This window comes from Streptomyces sp. NBC_01428 (genome assembly GCF_036231965.1).
Lineage (GTDB): Bacteria > Actinomycetota > Actinomycetes > Streptomycetales > Streptomycetaceae > Streptomyces.
The window spans coordinates 7190851-7207540 of record NZ_CP109499.1 but is presented as its reverse complement, the minus strand read 5'-3'; the positions used below and the strand labels follow the sequence as shown (position 1 = coordinate 7207540).

16 protein-coding genes are annotated in these 16690 nt (G+C 73.2%); 7 read left to right on the top strand and 9 right to left on the bottom strand.

Features of this window, described 5'->3' with window-relative positions; genetic code table 11:
• The first annotated feature begins 158 nt into the window (after positions 1-158).
• The 3 genes from OG406_RS31230 to OG406_RS31220 all read left to right on the top strand — a co-directional run bounded on the left by OG406_RS31230 (position 159) and on the right by OG406_RS31220 (position 3093).
• Complete coding sequence (locus tag OG406_RS31230; protein WP_081223545.1) at positions 159-761, top strand: hypothetical protein; 603 nt, start codon at positions 159-161, stop codon at positions 759-761.
• A 384-nt stretch (positions 762-1145) separates the two neighbouring features.
• On the top strand, positions 1146-1871 hold the full coding sequence (locus OG406_RS31225; protein ID WP_329188960.1) for a 3-keto-5-aminohexanoate cleavage protein: 726 nt from the start codon (positions 1146-1148) through the stop codon (positions 1869-1871).
• A 154-nt stretch (positions 1872-2025) separates the two neighbouring features.
• Positions 2026-3093: an RNA ligase (ATP) gene (locus tag OG406_RS31220; protein ID WP_329188958.1), complete on the top strand. Its 1068-nt coding sequence runs from the start codon at positions 2026-2028 to the stop codon at positions 3091-3093.
• Positions 3094-3123: 30 nt separating this feature from the next.
• On the opposite strand, the gene soxR is transcribed toward OG406_RS31220, so the two are convergent.
• On the bottom strand, positions 3124-3666 hold the full coding sequence (gene soxR / locus OG406_RS31215; RefSeq protein WP_267050349.1) for a redox-sensitive transcriptional activator SoxR: 543 nt from the start codon (positions 3664-3666) through the stop codon (positions 3124-3126).
• A 106-nt stretch (positions 3667-3772) separates the two neighbouring features.
• Here soxR and OG406_RS31210 point away from each other — a divergent pair, with 106 nt between their 5' ends.
• On the top strand, positions 3773-4234 hold the full coding sequence (locus OG406_RS31210) for a MaoC family dehydratase (protein ID WP_267050350.1): 462 nt from the start codon (positions 3773-3775) through the stop codon (positions 4232-4234).
• Positions 4235-4360: 126 nt separating this feature from the next.
• Here the strand turns inward: OG406_RS31210 and OG406_RS31205 are convergent, their stop codons facing one another.
• The 3 genes from OG406_RS31205 to OG406_RS31195 all read right to left on the bottom strand — a co-directional run bounded on the left by OG406_RS31205 (position 4361) and on the right by OG406_RS31195 (position 6605).
• Positions 4361-4987 (bottom strand): TetR/AcrR family transcriptional regulator, encoded by a 627-nt coding sequence (locus OG406_RS31205; RefSeq protein WP_164372529.1) that lies wholly within the window; start codon positions 4985-4987, stop codon positions 4361-4363.
• 94 nt (positions 4988-5081) lie between these two features.
• Positions 5082-5336 (bottom strand): YiaA/YiaB family inner membrane protein, encoded by a 255-nt coding sequence (locus OG406_RS31200; protein WP_267050351.1) that lies wholly within the window; start codon positions 5334-5336, stop codon positions 5082-5084.
• 117 nt (positions 5337-5453) lie between these two features.
• Positions 5454-6605 (bottom strand): acyl-CoA dehydrogenase family protein, encoded by a 1152-nt coding sequence (locus OG406_RS31195; protein WP_267050352.1) that lies wholly within the window; start codon positions 6603-6605, stop codon positions 5454-5456.
• Positions 6606-6694: 89 nt separating this feature from the next.
• Between OG406_RS31195 and OG406_RS31190 the strand changes: the two genes are divergently transcribed.
• The 3 genes from OG406_RS31190 to OG406_RS31180 all read left to right on the top strand — a co-directional run bounded on the left by OG406_RS31190 (position 6695) and on the right by OG406_RS31180 (position 9305).
• On the top strand, positions 6695-7336 hold the full coding sequence (locus OG406_RS31190; protein ID WP_081223551.1) for a TetR/AcrR family transcriptional regulator: 642 nt from the start codon (positions 6695-6697) through the stop codon (positions 7334-7336).
• 106 nt (positions 7337-7442) lie between these two features.
• A complete protein-coding gene (locus tag OG406_RS31185) occupies positions 7443-8168 on the top strand; it encodes an ArsR/SmtB family transcription factor (RefSeq protein ID WP_329188954.1) in 726 nt (241 codons plus the stop codon).
• 120 nt (positions 8169-8288) lie between these two features.
• The gene (locus OG406_RS31180) at positions 8289-9305 is read left to right on the top strand and encodes a DMT family transporter (RefSeq protein ID WP_267050354.1); all 1017 of its coding nucleotides are present in this window, start codon (positions 8289-8291) and stop codon (positions 9303-9305) included.
• A 169-nt stretch (positions 9306-9474) separates the two neighbouring features.
• Here the strand turns inward: OG406_RS31180 and OG406_RS31175 are convergent, their stop codons facing one another.
• The 5 genes from OG406_RS31175 to OG406_RS31155 form a co-directional block, all read right to left on the bottom strand.
• Positions 9475-10557, bottom strand: a complete 1083-nt coding sequence (locus tag OG406_RS31175; RefSeq protein WP_267050355.1) for a Zn-dependent alcohol dehydrogenase — start codon at positions 10555-10557, stop codon at positions 9475-9477.
• A gap of 10 nt (positions 10558-10567) precedes the next feature.
• Positions 10568-11956, bottom strand: a complete 1389-nt coding sequence (locus OG406_RS31170; protein WP_329188952.1) for an aldehyde dehydrogenase family protein — start codon at positions 11954-11956, stop codon at positions 10568-10570.
• A 190-nt stretch (positions 11957-12146) separates the two neighbouring features.
• Positions 12147-13493 (bottom strand): ABC transporter ATP-binding protein, encoded by a 1347-nt coding sequence (locus tag OG406_RS31165; RefSeq protein WP_164372535.1) that lies wholly within the window; start codon positions 13491-13493, stop codon positions 12147-12149.
• 350 nt (positions 13494-13843) lie between these two features.
• A complete protein-coding gene (locus OG406_RS31160; RefSeq protein ID WP_329188951.1) occupies positions 13844-15073 on the bottom strand; it encodes an MFS transporter in 1230 nt (409 codons plus the stop codon).
• 57 nt (positions 15074-15130) lie between these two features.
• The gene (locus tag OG406_RS31155) at positions 15131-16618 is read right to left on the bottom strand and encodes a CitMHS family transporter (protein ID WP_164372537.1); all 1488 of its coding nucleotides are present in this window, start codon (positions 16616-16618) and stop codon (positions 15131-15133) included.
• Between the last annotated feature and the right edge of the window lie 72 nt (positions 16619-16690).

Below are 16690 nucleotides of genomic sequence, written 5' to 3'. Positions count from 1 at the left end.
GGGAGGCAGGCCGAGGGCCCTCGGCCGGTGGCTTATGGCAGTCATCGAAAAACGGATGGAGCCGAATCGCGTGTCGATACGTCTATTCGGCGACGTCCGTACGAGACGGCGCCGAAGTGACCGGAGTACAGGTGCAGGTGTGACGGAGGTGCAGGACGATGGCCGGTTTCCGGAGTCTGGCGAGACAGGTGCGAGATCCGAGGTGTGATCTGGCACTGCGGCGGTACTCACTGCGCAAGTGTCTGGAAAGGTTCGCCCCCTACGGGCATCGGGCGACCTGGGACCATCTGAGTTCCCGGGCCGGTTTCGGTCCCGAGGACCGCTCCCCCGACCCGGTGCGGCTCGTGGCCGCACTGGAAGAGCTGGAGGAGGCCCGGTCCGTCTGGCTCGCCTACGAGGTCGAGTTCGCGCAGCGTCGCAAGAAGGAGAAGCACGACGGGCTGCGCAGGCCGGGCAGTGTCGACGACTGGCACCGGCTGACCTGGGGCGGGTTCGGAGTCGCCTGGTGCGACAACCCCCGTGTCCACCCTCATGAATCCCTCGCCGAGGTGCTGCGCCGGCTGATCGCCGCGCTGGAGCGCGAGCCGGGCGCCGTGTGCCCGGTGTGCGCCGGAGGCAACCTCCAGTGGATGTACGACCTGGCCCACGAACCCTCGTCGGGCCCCGTCTGCACGAGCTGCGGCATCGTGGTGCCCCGGCCCGTCCTGACCCCGGAAGCCCTGGCCGGCGCCCGGCGCGGCCGGCTGCTCGTGTCGGCGTGAGTCCCTTGCCGGGCCGGGCGGCCGGGACGCCGCCGGGCTGAACGGCGGGTGCGGGGACTGCGGGTGAGCCGACGGCCGCGGACGGTCCGTGGCCGGGCGCGCAGTTCCCGGCGCCGGGAGAGCCGGCCGCCGCACGTCCCGGGCACCCCCCTGTCCTGACAACGCCATCGTCCGCGACCCCGGTGACCGTTCACCGGTGACGACGCCCGGCCGGGTCCGCCGCCGCGGACATCGGCCGTGCTGTCGGCCGGTGCGCCGCCGTGTCCGGTGCCGGCGGTGAGGCGCCCGGTGCCCCCGGGGCACCGGTGTCCGGATATCACCGGTGTCACCGGACTCCGCCGCACGATCCGCCGCCGGCCCGTACCGTCCGGCATCATCGGACGCATGGTGCAGGTCTGTCTGAACGGAGCACGCGGTCCCGCCGCCGGTGCCGTCGTGCCCCTGTACCCGGAGGCCATGGCCCGCTCGGCCGCCGAGGCGGTGGCGGCCGGCGCCCGCGACATCCATGTCCATCCCAAGACCCCGTGCGGGCAGGACACGTTGTCCCCGAGGGTGCTGGCGATGACACTCGACGCGATCCGGTCCCGGGTCGGCGTCACCGTCGGCGTGACCACCGGGGCCTGGGCAGAGCCCGACCCCGCGGACCGCGCCGCGCGGATCCGCTCATGGACGGTGCTGCCCGACCACGCGTCGGTCAACTGGCACGAGCCGGGCGCCGAGGAGATCGCCGCGGCCCTCCTGGGCCGCGGGATCGGCGTGGAGGCGGGGATCTGGTCCGGCACGGACGGCGCCGCCCGGTTCGCCGCGTCGCCGCTCGCGCCCCGGGTCCTGCGGGTGCTGGCCGAGGTGACGGACACGTCCGGGCACACGGCCGAGGCGTCGGCCCGTGAACTGCTCGCGACGCTCGGCGCGCCCGAACGGCCCGTCCTGCTGCACGGCGAGGACGGCGGCGCCTGGCCGGTGCTGCGGCTGGCGGGGCGCCTGGGGCTCGCGACCCGGATCGGCCTGGAGGACACCCTCGAACTCCCCGACGGGGAGCGGGCGGAGTCCAACGGCCGGCTCGTGGCGGAGGGGCTCCGGCAGTACGAGGCGGCCCGAGTGCGACGGTAGGCGGCCCTCGGCCGCGGCCCGCCCGGGAGACGGAGGGGTCGTCACGAAGGGAGCGGCGGTCGACCGTAGCAGCCGTGAATTCGGTGGTTCCAGCCCTTTCCCCCGCGGACAGTTGGGGGCGATGAGACCCGGCTGAGCGATCCGAGGAGCCCCGATGTCGACGCTGCGCGTCACCGCCGAAATGCTGACCGTGCACGACCACCCGAACGCCGACGCGCTCGAACTGGCCCAGGTGGGCCTGTACCGGGCCGTCGTCGCGAAGGGCGCGTTCCGCACCGGCGAGCACGCCGTCTACATCCCGGAGCAGTCCGTGCTGCCCGCTCCCCTGATCGAGGAACTGGGGCTGACCGGGCGGCTCGCGGGGTCCGCCGCGGACCGGGTCAGGGCGGTCCGGCTGCGGGGCGAGCTGTCCCAGGGCATCGTGTGCCGTCCCAAGGCACTGGCGGACGTGGACCTGGTGCGCGCCGCCGGGGAGGGCACGGACTTCGCGGAGACGCTCGGCATCGTGAAATGGGTGCCCCCGATCCCGCCCACCATGGACGGCGACGTCGAGTCGGCACCCGGTCTGCTGCCCTGGGTCGACATCGAGAACATCCAGCGGTACCCGGACATCTTCACCGAGGGCGAGCCCGTCGTCCTGACGGAGAAGCTGCACGGCTCCGCCTGCCTGCTCACCCACCTCGCGGACGGGGACCGCGTGCACGTCTCCTCGAAGGGCTTCGGCGCCAAGTCCCTCGCCCTGAAGGAGAATCCGCGCAACCTGTACTGGCGCGCCGTACACGCTCACGGTGTCCCGGAGGCCGCCGCCCGGCTCGCCGAACGCCTCGGCGCGCGCCGGGTCGGCATCTTCGGCGAGGTGTACGGGGCGGGGGTCCAGGACCTGACGTACGGTGCCGACGGCCGCCGCGAGGCCATCGGTTACGCCGTGTTCGACGTGTCGGCGGAGATCGACGGCGAGGTCCGCTGGCTGGACGCGGCGGAGCTGCTCACCGGTGAACTCCCGCTCGTACCCCGGCTGTACGAGGGCCCGTACGCCATCGGACGCGTCCTGGAGATCGCCTCCGGCCGGGAGACGGTGTCCGGCCGTGGGCTGCACCTGCGCGAGGGGGTCGTGATCCGCCCGGCCGTCGAGCGGTACAGCCCGGTGACCGGCGGCCGGGCGGTGGCGAAGGCCGTCAGCCCGGCCTACCTGACCCGCAAGGGCGGGACGGAGTACGAGTAGGCGAGGCGGACCGAGGTGGGGGACGCGCGTTCAGCGGCAGTCCCCCACCGGCTCCTCCCGCTGCCCGGACCCGCCGTCCGCCGCCCGGTCGCGCGTCCTCACCGCCTCCTGGCCGTCGGGGCGCTCCACCATCAGGCGCGAGCCGGTCCCGCGCTCGCCGAAGACGTCGTCGGGGTTGGAGAGCACGCAGTTCTCCAGCGAGAGGCAGCCGCAGCCGATGCAGTCGGTGAGGTGGTCGCGCAGCCGGCCGAGCTGTTTGATGCGCTCGTCGAGTTCGGAGCGCCAGGCCTCGGAGAGGCGGGCCCAGTCCTCCCGCGTCGGGGTGCGCTCCTCGGGCAGTTCGGCGAGCGCCTCGCGGATGGTGGCGAGCGGGATGCCGACCCGCTGGGCGGCCCGCACGAAGGCGACCCGGCGGAGCGCGTCGCGATGGTAGCGGCGTTGGTTTCCCGAGGTCCGGCGGCTGCTGATCAGGCCCTTCGCCTCGTAGAAGTGCAGGGCGGAGACGGCGGCGCCGCTGCGGGCCGACAACTGGCCGACGGTCAGCTCGTGGATCTTCTCAGGGATCTGGGGCACGCTCCCAACCTACCCACCGCGTCACCCGCCGGGTCCGTTGACATGCGCCGCCCGCCCGAGCATGCTAAGCAGTCGCTTAGACTATGAGATGCGGGAGGCCAGGGACATGGCAGAGCCGAGGACGTTCGCGACGGTCGACGAACTGCGCAGCGCGGTGGGCGAACAGCTGGGATACACCGACTGGGTCGAGATCGAGCAGAAGCGGATCGACCTCTTCGCGGAGGCGACCGGCGACCACCAGTGGATCCATATCGACCCCGAGAAGGCCGCGTCGGGTCCGTTCGGCACCACGATCGCGCACGGCTACCTCACCCTGTCGCTGCTGCCGCTCTTCGGCCCGCAGCTGATCGCGGTCGAGGGCGTGAAGATGGGCGTCAACTACGGGACGAACAAGGTCCGTTTCCCCGCTCCCGTGCCGGTCGGCTCGCGGCTGCGCTCCACCGCGACGATCACCGGTGTGGACGACGTGCCCGGTGGCGTCCAGGTGACCGTGGCGTTCACCGTCGAGCGCGAGGGCGGCGACAAGCCGGTCTGCGTGGCGGAGTCCGTCTCGCGCTACTACCTCTGAGACCGCCGGACCGTCCCGGATCCGGGAGGACGGTCCGCGCCCCGGAAGGGACCGGCCCGCGGAAAGTGCCGGTCACCGCGGGCGGAGGAACGAACTCGGGCCCGGTGGACACACGTCCGCCGGGCCCTACTCCTTGGCCCCGACCATCCGCAGGACCAGGTCGGCGTAGAGCGCGCCGACCTCGTCCGGTGTCCGGGGCCCGTCGACGCTGAACCAGCGCGCCACGTCGATGCACAGGGACAGCACCGCGAGCGTGGTGCCGGGCACGTCCGGGACGTCGAAGTCGCCCGCGGCGACACCGTCCTCGATGATGCCGCGGACCTCGGCGTCCACCTGGCGGCGCAGCGCGATGATCTCGGCGCGCGCGTCGGGCCCGAGGGCGTCCAGCTCGTACTGCACGACGCGCGCCGTCGTGTGCTGGCCGGCGTGCCAGCGCACGAAGGACCGCACGGCGTCGGAGAGCCGTTCGGCGGCGGTGCCCCGCCCCTCGGCCGCGGAGCGCACGATGTCGAGCGCCTTGTCGTGGCCGATCCGGCTGATCCGGTGGAGCAGCTCTTCCTTGGTCTTGTAGTGGATGTAGAGCGCGGCCGGGCTCATTCCGGCGCGGCCCGCGATGTCGCGGGTCGTCGTCGCGTGGTACCCGCGCTCGGCGAAGGCCTCCACGGCGGCGACGAGCAGCCGCCGTGCCGCGTCCGGGGTGACCTCGGCCCACGGCTGTGTCTCGCCGCCGGGCGTCTCCTGCGCCGTACTCATCGCTGTTCGCCCCTTCTCCACTGCCAGGGTGAACACCATACCCCCGAACCTGAGCGAGCGCTTAGTACCTGCGCCCCGTCCCGGACCTGGGAGGTCAGAGCTTCTCGAAGGGGTCGTACACCCGGCCGCCCGCGCGCTGGCCGTCCTGGCGGTCCCGGATGACCTTGGCGAGGGTGAAGGCGGACGTCACGAGGTAGAGGACGGCGATGGCCAGGAAGGCCCGCACCCAGGCGTCGACCTGGAGCTTGAAGATGCCGAGGGCGGTGGCGGCCATGGCGACGGAGAAGGACGCCACGGCCTGCCCGTAGAAGGCGGCGGTGTTCTGCTGTTTGACCGGTGTCTCACTCATGGGAGAAGGATCCGCGGACGCGGCCGGGGCCACATCCGCCGTCGTACTCAGAGGCGTACTCAGACCCGGGACGGCGACGGCCCGCCGTCGCAGGACCGAGGGCGGGCCGGGGCGGGGTCAGAAGGCGGAGACTCCGGTCAGAGCACGTCCGATGACCAGTTTCTGGATCTGGCTGGTGCCCTCGTAGAGGGTCATCACGCGGGCGTCGCGCAGGAGTTTGCCCGCCGGGTACTCGTCGATGTAGCCGTAGCCCCCGAAGACCTGGAGGGCGTTGTTGGCGGCGCGCACGGCGGCCTCGGAGGCGAAGAGCTTGGCCTTCGAGGACTCGGTCGCGAAGGGCTGCCCGCGGTCGATGAGATCGGCGACCCGCCAGGTCAGCAGGCGTGCCGCGTCCACGTCGACGGCGATGTCGCTGAGCAGTTCCTGGACGAGCTGGTGATGCGCGATGGTCTTGCCGAACTGCTCGCGCTCGGTCGCGTACGTCACCGCCGCGTCCAGAGCGGCCTGGGCGATCCCGACGCAGCCCGCGGCCACCGACATCCGGCCCTTGGCCAGCGCCGACATGGCGACCGCGAAGCCCTTGCCCTCGGGCGCCAGCATGGCGCTCGCCGGCACCCGCACGTCCTCGAACGCGAGTTCGGCGGTGGCCTGGCCGCGCAGCCCGAGCTTGCCGTGGATCGTGCGGCGGGTCAGACCGGGGGTGTCGGTCGGCACCAGGAAGGCGGAGACGCCCTTGTGGCCGGGGGCGTCGGTGGATCGGGCGAACAGCAGCACCACGTCGGCCCAGGTGCCGTTCGTGATGAACATCTTGCTGCCGTTGATGACGTAGTCGTCCCCGTCGCGCACGGCCCGGGTCGACAGCTGTCCGGCGTCGGAACCGGTGCCCGGCTCGGTGAGGCCGAAGCAGCCGACGAACTCGCCGGAGGTGAGTCCCGGCAGCCACCGCCGCTTCTGCTCCTCGTCCCCCCAGTGCGCGATCGTCTTGGCGACGAGCCCGAGCGAGACGGAGACGATGCCGCGCACGGAGGAGTCGCCGCGCCCCAGCTCCTCGGTGACCAGGCAGTACGCGAGATGGTCACCGCCGCTGCCGCCGTACTCCTCGTCGACCGTCAGGCCGAGGAAGCCGACGTCGCCGAGCTTCTTGACGATCGAGCGGTCGACCTCCTCGGCGCGGTCCCACGCGACGACGTGCGGGGCGATCTCGCGCTGCACGAAGTCCCTGGCGAGCTGCCGGACGGCGGTCTGCTCCTCGCTGAGACCTAGGTTCATGCCGAGTCACCCCACAGATAGCGGCCCGTGAAAGCCGTACATTTAAATTAGCACTGCTAGTTTCCTGACGCAGCCCTACTATGTGCGCCATGGCCCGACCGCGCAAGCCCCTCCTCAGCACCGACCGCATCGTCGAGACGGCACGGGCCCTGGTGGACGCCGAGGGCCTGGCGGCCGTCTCGACGCGCCGGCTCGCCGCGGAGCTGGGGGTCAGCGGTCCCTCGCTCTACAACCACTTCCGCACCAAGGACCAGATCCTGGAGGCGGTCGCGGACTCGGTGAGCGCCCAGGTCGACCTGTCGATGTTCGAGGACGGCCGGGACTGGCGGACGGCGCTGCACGACTGGGCCGTCTCCTACCGGACGGCCCTGCGCGACCATCCGAACATCGTCCCCGTGCTCGCGCGCGGGCCCGGCCGGCGTCCCGCCGGACTCCGGCTCGCCGACGCCGTCTTCGGGGCGATGGTCGACGCCGGGTGGCCGCCCGCGCAGGCCACCTCGATCGGCGCGCTGATGCGGTACTTCATCATGGGCTCCGCGCTGGGGTCGTTCGCCGGGGGCTTCGTCGACGACGAGAGCGCGTACGACCCCGCCGACTACCCGCACCTCGGTCAGGCGCACCTCCTCGCCGACCAGCAGGACAAGATCGACGAGCGGGCCTTCGAGACCGGGCTCGGGGCGCTGCTGGACGGCCTCGCGGTGCAGTACGCGCGACGGACGCAGGACTCCTGACCGGACACCGCGCCGGGGCGCCTCCGTGGCCCGCTCCGAGCGGTGCGCCGCCGTTCCCGCACCGGCTCCCGCGACCTTTCGGCCGCCACCGAACGGTCCCTGCCGCATGCTGGACCGCATGACGAGAACGAAGGATCCGGTGGGCCCGGGGCTCGCGGCACTGGCCGGGCTGCTGGCGGACGAGACACGGGCCGCGTTCCTGCTGGCGCTGCTCGACGGGCGGGCGTGGACCGCCGGTGAACTGGCGCGGCACGCGGGCGTCGCGGCGTCGACCGCGAGCGAACACCTCGGCAAGCTGGTCGCGGGCGGCCTCCTCACCGAGGAACGGCAGGGGCGCCACCGCTACGTGCGGCTGGCCGACGCCCGCGTCGCCCAGCTCGTCGAGGACCTCGCGGCGCACGTGGGGCCGCGCCCCGCCGAACGGCCGCGCACGCTGCGGGAGTCGGGCACCGGCTCGGCGATGGCCCGCGGCCGTACGTGCTACGACCATCTGGCGGGGCGGCTCGGCATCGCCCTCACCGACGCGCTGACCGGGCGCGGACTGCTGCGCCAGGACACGGGGTTCGCACTCACCGACGCCGGCGTGCGCTGGTTCGGCGGCGCGGGCATCTCCCTCGAACGCACCGGCCGACGGCCCCTGGCCCGCGCCTGCCTCGACTGGACGGAGCGCCGGCCGCATCTCGCGGGCACCGCGGGCGCGGCGCTGTGCCGGCACGCCCTGGACGCCGGCTGGTGCGTCCGGATCGGCTCGGACCGGGCGGTCAGGGTGACACCGGTCGGCGAGCGCGCCTTCGCCGACCTCCTCGGCATCGAGGCCACCGCACTCCACTGAGCTGCACCGGTCCCCGGCGGCTCGTTCCGTCCGGCGTACCACTGGAACCGGCTGTCCTCACCGGCCTCCCCGTCCGATATCCGCGAGCCCGACGGCCGCGCCGCCCCTAGTCTCAGGAGCATGATGAACGACTCCCCCGCCGGATCGTCCGGCGCGAACCACCGCCGTGAGGGGCTGCTCGCCGCGGCCGCGGCGGTCGTCACCGTCGGGCTGTGGGCCTCCGCCTTCGTCTCCATCCGCAGCGCGGGCGCCGCGTACGCACCGGGCGCGCTGGCGCTCGGGCGGCTGCTCTCGGGGGTGCTGGTGCTCGGGGCGGTCTGCGCGGTGCGGCGCGAGGGACTGCCGCCGCGCGGCGCCTGGCGCGGGATCGCGGTGTCCGGCGTGCTGTGGTTCGGCTTCTACATGGTGGCCCTGAACTGGGGCGAGCAGCAGGTGGACGCGGGCACGGCCGCTCTCGTGGTGAACGTCGGCCCGATCCTGATCGCGCTGCTCGGCTCGCGGCTGCTGGGGGACGCGATGCCGCCCCGGCTGCTGGCGGGCATGGCGGTGTCGTTCGCGGGCGCGGTCGCGGTGGGCCTGTCGATGTCGGGCGGCGGGGGTTCCTCGGTGCTCGGTGTCGTGCTGTGTCTGCTCGCCGCCGTCGCCTACGCGGGCGGGGTGGTCGCGCAGAAGCCGGCGCTGGGGCGGGCGAGCGCGCTCCAGGTGACGACGTACGGCTGTCTGATCGGGGCCGTGGTGTGTCTGCCGTTCGCCGGTCAGCTGGTCCACGACGCGGCGGACGCGCCCGTCTCGGCGACGCTCAACATGGTCTACCTGGGCGTCTTCCCGACCGCCCTGGCCTTCACGACCTGGGCGTACGCACTGGCCCGCACGAGCGCGAGCCGGATGGGCGCGACCACGTACGCGGTGCCCGCCCTCGTGGTGCTGATGTCCTGGCTGCTCCTCGACGAGGTGCCGGGGCTGCTGACGCTGGCGGGTGGCGTGCTGTGCCTCGCGGGCGTGGCGGTGTCCCGGTCCCGTCCGCGGACGGCGGCGGCCGCGGCGGCCGTGCGGGAAGGGGCCGCGGTGTCGGGGCCCGCGCCGGCCGGCCCGTCGGGCGGGAAGCGGGCGGAGGAGTGCCACGCCGACGAGGCGTGACACCCCGGCGCACCGCAGGTCGTTCTTCGCCCCCTCCGCCCCTTCCCGTCCCGTTCCCGGGGGCGCTGCCCCCGGACCCCCCGTTCGGCCTGAACGGCCTCGTCCTCAAACGCCGGACGGGCTGAATCCAGCCCCTCCGGCGATTCAACGGAGCGTGGTGGGGCGCCGTCTAGAAGACGACCAGGGCCCGGCCGCCCTTGCCGGCGATCATGTTGTCGAAGGCCGCCGGGATGCCGTCCAGGGCGATGCGGTCGGTGACCAGACCCGCGAGGTCCAGGCGGCCCGCGCGGACGTGGTCGGCGAGCACCGGGAGGTCGCGTGCCGGGTCGGAGTTGCCGTACACGCAGCCCGCGAGGGTCCTGCCCCAGTGGAAGATCTCCAGCGCGTTGAAGGTGACCTGCTGGTCCTTGCCGCCGATGCCGACGACGGTGGTGCGGCCGCCGCGCCGGGTGGACTCCCAGGCGGTGCGGATGGCGACCGCCCGGCCGACGCACTCGACGGCGACGTCGACACCCTGCTTGCCGGTGAGGGCGCGGATCTCGCGGGCGGTGGTCTCGGAGGCCACGACGTAGTCGGTGGCGCCCGCCGCGCGCGCGAGCGCCTCCTTCTCGGGCGAGACGTCCACGGCGACGATCTTCGAGGCGCCCGCGATCCGGGCGGCCTGGAGCGCGACGAGCCCGACCCCGCCGACCCCGAACACGGCGACGGTCTCCCCCGCGCGGACCCGGGCGGAGTGGTGGACGGCGCCGTATCCGGTGAGGACGGCGCAGCCGAGCAGGGCCGCGTCGGTGAGGGGGATGCCCTCGGGGACCGGCAGCAGGCAGGACACCGGGACCACGGTCTCCTCGGCGAAGGCGGCGACGTTCAGACCGGGGTGCAGGTCGCTGCCGTCGGAGGCGCGACGGGCGTAGACGTTCCCGGCGCCGGTGAGCGCGTCGGCGCACAGCCACACCTCGCCCAGCGAGCAGGCGTGGCAACGGCCGCACGAGGGAGCCCAGTTGAGGACGACCTCGGCGCCGGGTGCGACCTCGGTGACGCCCTCCCCGACGGCGACGACCGTACCGGCGCCCTCGTGGCCGAGGACGGCGGGCACCGGCACCCGCATGGTGCCGTTGGAGAGGGAGAGGTCGGAGTGGCAGACACCGGCGGCGGCCAGCCGGACCCGGACCTGACCCGGCCCGGGCTCCGGGAGTTCGATCTCGGCGATCTCCAGCGGGGCACCCACGGCGGAAAGGACTGCGGCGCGAACCACGTGAACGCTCCTAGAACTGGAGGGACTTGGTCTGGAGGTACTCGGAGAGGCCGTGGGCGCCGAGTTCGCGTCCCACGCCCGACTGCTTGTACCCCCCGAAGGGGGCCAGCGGATTGAAGCGGCCGCCGTTGATGTCGACCTGGCCGGTGTCGAGCCTGCGCGCGAAGGCGACGGCCTCGGCCTCCTCGCCCGCCCACACCGCGCCCGCGAGCCCGTACACGGTGCCGTTGGCGATCCGCAGCGCGTCCTCCTCGTCCTCGTACCGGAGGATCGACAGGACCGGGCCGAAGATCTCCTCCTGCGCGATCGTCATCTGCGGCGTCACGTCGGCGAAGACGGTGGGGCTGACGAAGTAGCCGCGGTCGCGCGGGGATTCGGGGCCTCCCGCGACGAGCCGGGCCCCCTCGGCGACGCCCTTCTCGATGTACCCCCGCACCCGCTCCTGCTGCTTGGCGTTGACGACGGGGCCGATGCGCTCGCCGTACTTCGCGGCGGCGGCCGCCGCCAGTTCGACCGCCTCGTCGTAGCGCTCGGCGGGCACCAGCATGCGGGTCCAGGCGCTGCACGTCTGGCCGGAGTTGGACATCACGTTGGCGACACCGACGTTGACGGCCTTCGCGAGGTCGGCGCTCGGCAGGATGACGTTGGCGGACTTGCCGCCGAGTTCCAGGGCGACGCGCTTGACGGCGGCGCCCGCGGTGGCGCCGATCCGCCGGCCGACCGCCGTCGAGCCGGTGAAGGAGACCAGGTCCACGTCCGGGTGCTCGGCGAGGGCCTGTCCCGCGACGGGGCCGAGGCCGGTGACGAGGTTGAAGACACCGGCCGGAATGCCCGCCTCGGCGACGGCCTCGGCGAAGAGCTGGGCGGTCAGCGGGGTGTCCTCGGCGGGCTTCAGCACCACCGTGCAGCCCGCGGCGAGCGCCGGGGCGACCTTGGCGACGATCTGGTGGAGCGGGTAGTTCCAGGGCGTGATCGCGCCCACGACACCGACGGGCTCCTGGTGGACGGTCGAGTTGCCGACCTTCTCCTCGAAGGCGTACGTCGCCGCCAGCTCGGCGTAGGAACCGGCGACCAGGACGGGCACGGCCGCGTGCACGGCCTGCGAGAACGCGAGCGGTGAGCCGAGCTCCGCGGTGACCGTCTCGGCGATCTCGTCCTTGCGGGCGGCCAGGACGTCCCGCAGGGCTGCCAGCCGGGCGGCCCGCTCGGCGGGCGGGGTCGCGGCCCAGCCGGGGAACGCCGCGCGGGCGGCGCGCACGGCGGCGTCGACGTCCTCGACCGTGCCGGCCGGGACGTGGCCGATCACCTGCTCGTCGACCGGGTTCACGACCTCGATCGTGTCCCGTCCGGCGGCGGGGCGCCACGCCCCTTCGATGTACATGCCGTCGTGTGCCTTCATCGTGTTCCTCCCGGGCGGGGCAGCGTCGTCCGCGCCCTAAACTAGCGATGATAGTTTTGGGGCGCCAGGGGGACCCGCGGCGAGGAGGCACCCGGAAGGCCGGGGCATCACTCCGAAACGGCCACGAACACGGCGGTCCTCCGGTCCGGGCGGGGTGCGACGCGGCTCGTCGGCGGCCGCCGCACGCGTCTCACTCGTCCAGATCCGGCAGGCGCGCCGGTGCCGGGCAGATCCGCTCGCCACCCTGGTCGAAGACGAAGAGATGGGCGAGGTCGACGAGGAGCGGGACCTGCATCCCGTACCGGAGGTCGATGTCGGGTGTGGTGCGCACGACGAGGTCGCCGGGGAGCCGTCCCTCGGGCGGGGTCCCCGGCAGGTCGGGGTCCGCGTCCCCCTCGCCGGGCGGGTCGAGGACCACGACCGGTCCGGCCCGCAGGGCACCGGCGCGTTCCCGCAGCCGGTCCAGTACGGTGCCGTCGCGGCGTCGCCTCCGGGCTCCGCGGGCCGGGCGCGGCGACTCCAGATCCGGTACGAGGGCGGGCCGCGACCCGGTGTTGAAGTGGACCAGGACCTCGTGCCCCTGGAACTCCACGTGCTCGACCAGGCCGGTGATCGCCACCTCTCCCGCCCGCGCGTCGGACGCCCTGGCGAGCCGGATGGCCTCGGAGCGCAGCCCGACGATCACCTCGCGGCCCTGCTGCACCCGGAGCAACTGGTGGTCGAGGGAGAGGGGTTCGGGCAGCCGGAGGAACTGCTTGCCGAGGCTGATCGTCATCGCCCCGTCGAGCGGGGCCCGGACGACACCGCGCAGCAGGTTGATCCGGGGGGTGCCGATGAAGGCGGCGACGAAGACGTTGGCGGGCAGTCCGTAGACCGTGCGGGGCGTGCCGACCTGCTGGAGGACCCCGCCGCGCAGCACGGCGACCCGGTCGCCGAGCGACATCGCCTCGGCCTGGTCGTGCGTGACGTACACGGTGGTGGCGCCCAACTCCCGGGTGAGCCGGGCGATCTCGGCGCGCAGGTGGTTGCGGAGCTTGGCGTCGAGGTTGGACAGCGGCTCGTCCATCAGGAAGGCGGAGGGGTGCCGTGCGATGGCCCGTCCCATCGCGACGCGCTGCCGCTCGCCGCCGGAGAGCTGGCTGGGGAAGCGGTGGAGGAGGTCCTGGATGCCGAGCATGCGGGCCGTGGCGTCCACGCGGGCCCGGGGGTCCTCGCCGGGCGACTCGATGCGCAGCGGGAAGCCGATGTTGTCGCGGCTCGTCATGCTCGGGTAGAGCGCGAAGTTCTGGAACACCATCGCCATGTCGCGTCCGGACGGGGCGAGTTCGTTGGCGTACTCCCCGTCGAGCCGGATCTCGCCCTCGGTGACCTCCTCCAGGCCGGCGATCATCCGCAGCACGGTCGACTTGCCGCAGCCGGAGGGGCCGAGCAGGACGAGGAACTCGCCGGGCCGGATGTCCAGCGAGAGCCGTTCCACCACGCGGACGCCGCGCGTGTACGACTTACTGACGTGGTGCAGGGAGATGGCGCGTGTCATGGCAGGTGCCCCCGGGGGCGTGCAAGGCGCTGGTGCTCCGCGGTCGGTCGTCCCGCCGGAGTCGTACGGGACGTATGAGTCACGGAAGCTAACGGACCGCGCATGCCTGAGGGAAGACACCTACCGGTATCGGACGGGCCGGTTCGGTACGGGCGGAAACGGACGATCGTCTACCGGTCGGATCCGGACACCCTCTCCGGGGCCACCGGATGCGCGCTTACGGCACCGGGCGAACGGCCGCGCTCGGTGCGGGACCGCTGGTCGGGTCCGGGGCGGGAGCGTCTTCCGCCGCCGCCGCGGCCACCGGGCCAGGTCCGCGCGGGGCCGCCGGTCCCGTCCGTATCGGCCACTCAGATGCCGCTGCGGCGGCGTGCGGGACGTCGCCGCAGCCGCGCTGGTCCGTATTCCGGTTCGGCGCTCGCGGGTGCGCGCAGCGCGATGCCCGACGACACCAGCAGCAGCCCGCCCAGCATCACGAACGGCGCCGCGGCCCCCGCCGCTCCCGCGACCAGGCCCGCGGCGGCGGGTGCGGCGACCTGGCCGAGCCGGTTGCCGGTCAGCCGCAGCGCGAGCGCCGTCGAGCGGGCGTCGCCGGGGGCGGCCCGGACGACCGTGGTCATCGAGAGCGGCTGGCCCACGCCGAGGCAGAAGCCGAGGACGACGAGCAGCAGGGCGAGCCCCCACACGGGCACGGGCAGCGCGATGCCCGCGCACAGCACGCCGCCCAGCAGGCAGGTCACGGTGAGCAGCGCGGTCCGGCCGAGCAGCCGCAGCATGGGCGTCATCACCAGCCGGCAGGCGACGGTCGCCGCGGCGCGCAGGCTCAGCAGCACGCCGATCGCCGCGGGGGCGATGCCCCGGTGTTCGCCGACGACCGGCAGGTAGGCGGTGAGGATGTCGGTGGCGGACAGGACGGCGGCGCTGACGAAGATGCCCGCCGGGACGCCTCGGGTGCGCAGGATGCGGTGCACGGGCACACGGTCGCCGCCCGCCTCGGGGACCGTCTCCCCCGTACGGTGCTCGATGCGCCACAGCGCGGTGAAGGAGACGGCGGCCACCGCGCCGGCGACGAGCAGGGCGACGGCGCTGCCGTCCGAGCGGTCGTGACCGCCGATCAGCGCGCCCGCGGCGACCGGTCCGATCAGCTGGCCGAGCGAGACACCGATGGTGAAGTGCCCGAAGTTGCGGTCCTGTTCGTGCGGGGCGGACTGGCGGGCGACGATCGACTGCCCGCCGATGACGAAGCAGAGGTGGCCGAGGCCCATCACGCCGCTCCAGGCGGCCATCGCCGTCAGGCCGTCCGCGGTGCCGCTCAGGGCGCAGCCGGCGACGATGAGGACGACTCCGGCGGGGAGGAGGGGCGCGCACCGACCGTGATCGGTACGGCGTCCGAGGGGTACCGCCGCGAACAGCGGCAGCAGCGCGAAGGCGCCCGCGATGACGCCGACCGCCCGCTCGTCGGCGCCGAGCGCGAGGGCCCGGTAGGAGACGGCGGGCCGCGCCATCGACACCGCGCCCTGGGTGAAGGCGAAGGCGATGACGAGGCGGAGCAGCCAGCCGCGGTTCCCGCCGGGCCTCATGGTGACGTCCTTCCGGGCCTCGCGGGAGCGCGCGGGAGGCCGTGGTGTGCGGGTGGGTCAGATGGTGCCGAAGAGGATTCCGGCGCCGAGCACCACGAGCGAGACGAGCGCCGCCCACTTGACCACGAAGCGGGTGTGGTCGCCGAACTCGACCTTGGCCATGCCGACCAGGACGTACACGGCGGGCACGAGCGGGCTCGACATGTGCAGGGGCTGCCCGACGATCGAGGCGCGGGCGATCTCCAGGGTGGTGACGCCGTGGGCGTGGCCGGCCTCGGCGAGCACCGGGAGGATGCCGAAGTAGAACCCGTCGTTGGACATGAAGTACGTGAGCGGAATGCTCAGGACGCCGGTGACCAGCGCCATGTGGGGGCCCATGCCGTCGGGGATGTTGTCGACCAGCCAGGACGCCATGTGGTCGACCATGCCGGTGCCCTGGAGGACGCCGGTGAAGACGGCGGCGGCGAAGACCATGCCGGAGACGTTGAGGACGTTCTCGGCGTGCGCGCCGACGCGGGCCTTCTGGTCGGGCATGTGGGGGAAGTTGACGGTGAGGGCGAGGGCCGCGCCGAGCAGGAACAGGACCGGGATCGGCAGCAACTCCATGATCATGGCGGTGAGCAGGACGATCGTCAGCAGCGCGTTGAACCAGTAGAGCCGGGGCCGCAGGGTGGCACGGTGGGGGTCGAGCCCCTGGAAGTCGTCGTCCTCGTCGGGGTGTTCGGCGTCTTCGCCGGTCCGCGTGCCGGTGTCTCCCTCGTGCACGCCCGCCTTGTCGCCTCCGAGGCCCGAACTCCCGCCGCGTACGGCTCCCTTGCCTGTTCCGGAGCGGCCCTTCGCCGCGCCCGGCACGGTGTCGGAGCCCGCCGTCGCGACGAGCACCGTCCCGGTGCGCGCCGCGTGGGGCTCCAGCACCTCGTCCAGCGTCAGCACGCCGAGCCGGGTGCGCTCGCGGCGGCCGAGGACGTACGCCAGCACGAGGACGCCCAGGAGTCCGGTGGCGAGGGCGGGGATCATGGGGACGAAGATGTCGCTCGCGTCGACCTTGAGCGCGGTCGCGGCGCGGGCGGTCGGGCCGCCCCAGGGCAGCGTGTTCATCACGCCGTTGGCCATGGCCGCGACGCCGGTCATCACGACGAGGCTCATCTTCAGCCGCTTGTAGAGCGGGTACATCGCCGAGACGGTGATCATGAAGGTGGTGGAGCCGTCGCCGTCCAGCGAGACGATGGCGGCGAGGAGCGCGGTGCCGATCACGATGCGCAGCGGGTCCGCCCTGCAGAACCTGAGGATTCCCCGGACGATCGGGTCGAAGAGGCCGACGTCGATCATCACGCCGAAGTAGACGATCGCGAACATCAGCATCGCCGCGGTGGGCGCGAGGTCGGTGACGCCGTCGAGGACGTAGTCGCCGAGGTGGGCGCCCTTCCCGACGAAGACACAGAAGAGTGCCGGGATCAGCACGAGCGCCGCGATCGGCGACATCTTCTTCAGCATGATCAGGACCAGGAAGGTCGCGATCATGCCGAAGCCGAGGATGGTCAGCATGGAATGGACACCTAACGTTCGCCCTTGAACTCCCACCAGGGACGGCGGTCCGACGACGTTAGGTCGCGCCCG

What these genes read in the sequence shown, in the direction of transcription:
- OG406_RS31230 (WP_081223545.1), top strand. Translation starts at nt 159, where the DNA reads ATGGCCGGTTTCCGGAGTCTGGCGAGACAGGTGCGAGATCCGAGGTGT.
- OG406_RS31225 (WP_329188960.1), top strand. Translation starts at nt 1,146, where the DNA reads ATGGTGCAGGTCTGTCTGAACGGAGCACGCGGTCCCGCCGCCGGTGCC.
- OG406_RS31220 (WP_329188958.1), top strand. Translation starts at nt 2,026, where the DNA reads ATGTCGACGCTGCGCGTCACCGCCGAAATGCTGACCGTGCACGACCAC.
- OG406_RS31210 (WP_267050350.1), top strand. Translation starts at nt 3,773, where the DNA reads ATGGCAGAGCCGAGGACGTTCGCGACGGTCGACGAACTGCGCAGCGCG.
- OG406_RS31205 (WP_164372529.1), bottom strand. Translation starts at nt 4,987, where the DNA reads ATGAGTACGGCGCAGGAGACGCCCGGCGGCGAGACACAGCCGTGGGCC.
- OG406_RS31200 (WP_267050351.1), bottom strand. Translation starts at nt 5,336, where the DNA reads ATGAGTGAGACACCGGTCAAACAGCAGAACACCGCCGCCTTCTACGGG.
- OG406_RS31195 (WP_267050352.1), bottom strand. Translation starts at nt 6,605, where the DNA reads ATGAACCTAGGTCTCAGCGAGGAGCAGACCGCCGTCCGGCAGCTCGCC.
- OG406_RS31190 (WP_081223551.1), top strand. Translation starts at nt 6,695, where the DNA reads ATGGCCCGACCGCGCAAGCCCCTCCTCAGCACCGACCGCATCGTCGAG.
- OG406_RS31185 (WP_329188954.1), top strand. Translation starts at nt 7,443, where the DNA reads ATGCTGGACCGCATGACGAGAACGAAGGATCCGGTGGGCCCGGGGCTC.
- OG406_RS31180 (WP_267050354.1), top strand. Translation starts at nt 8,289, where the DNA reads ATGATGAACGACTCCCCCGCCGGATCGTCCGGCGCGAACCACCGCCGT.
- OG406_RS31170 (WP_329188952.1), bottom strand. Translation starts at nt 11,956, where the DNA reads ATGAAGGCACACGACGGCATGTACATCGAAGGGGCGTGGCGCCCCGCC.
- OG406_RS31165 (WP_164372535.1), bottom strand. Translation starts at nt 13,493, where the DNA reads ATGACACGCGCCATCTCCCTGCACCACGTCAGTAAGTCGTACACGCGC.
- OG406_RS31160 (WP_329188951.1), bottom strand. Translation starts at nt 15,073, where the DNA reads ATGAGGCCCGGCGGGAACCGCGGCTGGCTGCTCCGCCTCGTCATCGCC.
- OG406_RS31155 (WP_164372537.1), bottom strand. Translation starts at nt 16,618, where the DNA reads ATGCTGACCATCCTCGGCTTCGGCATGATCGCGACCTTCCTGGTCCTG.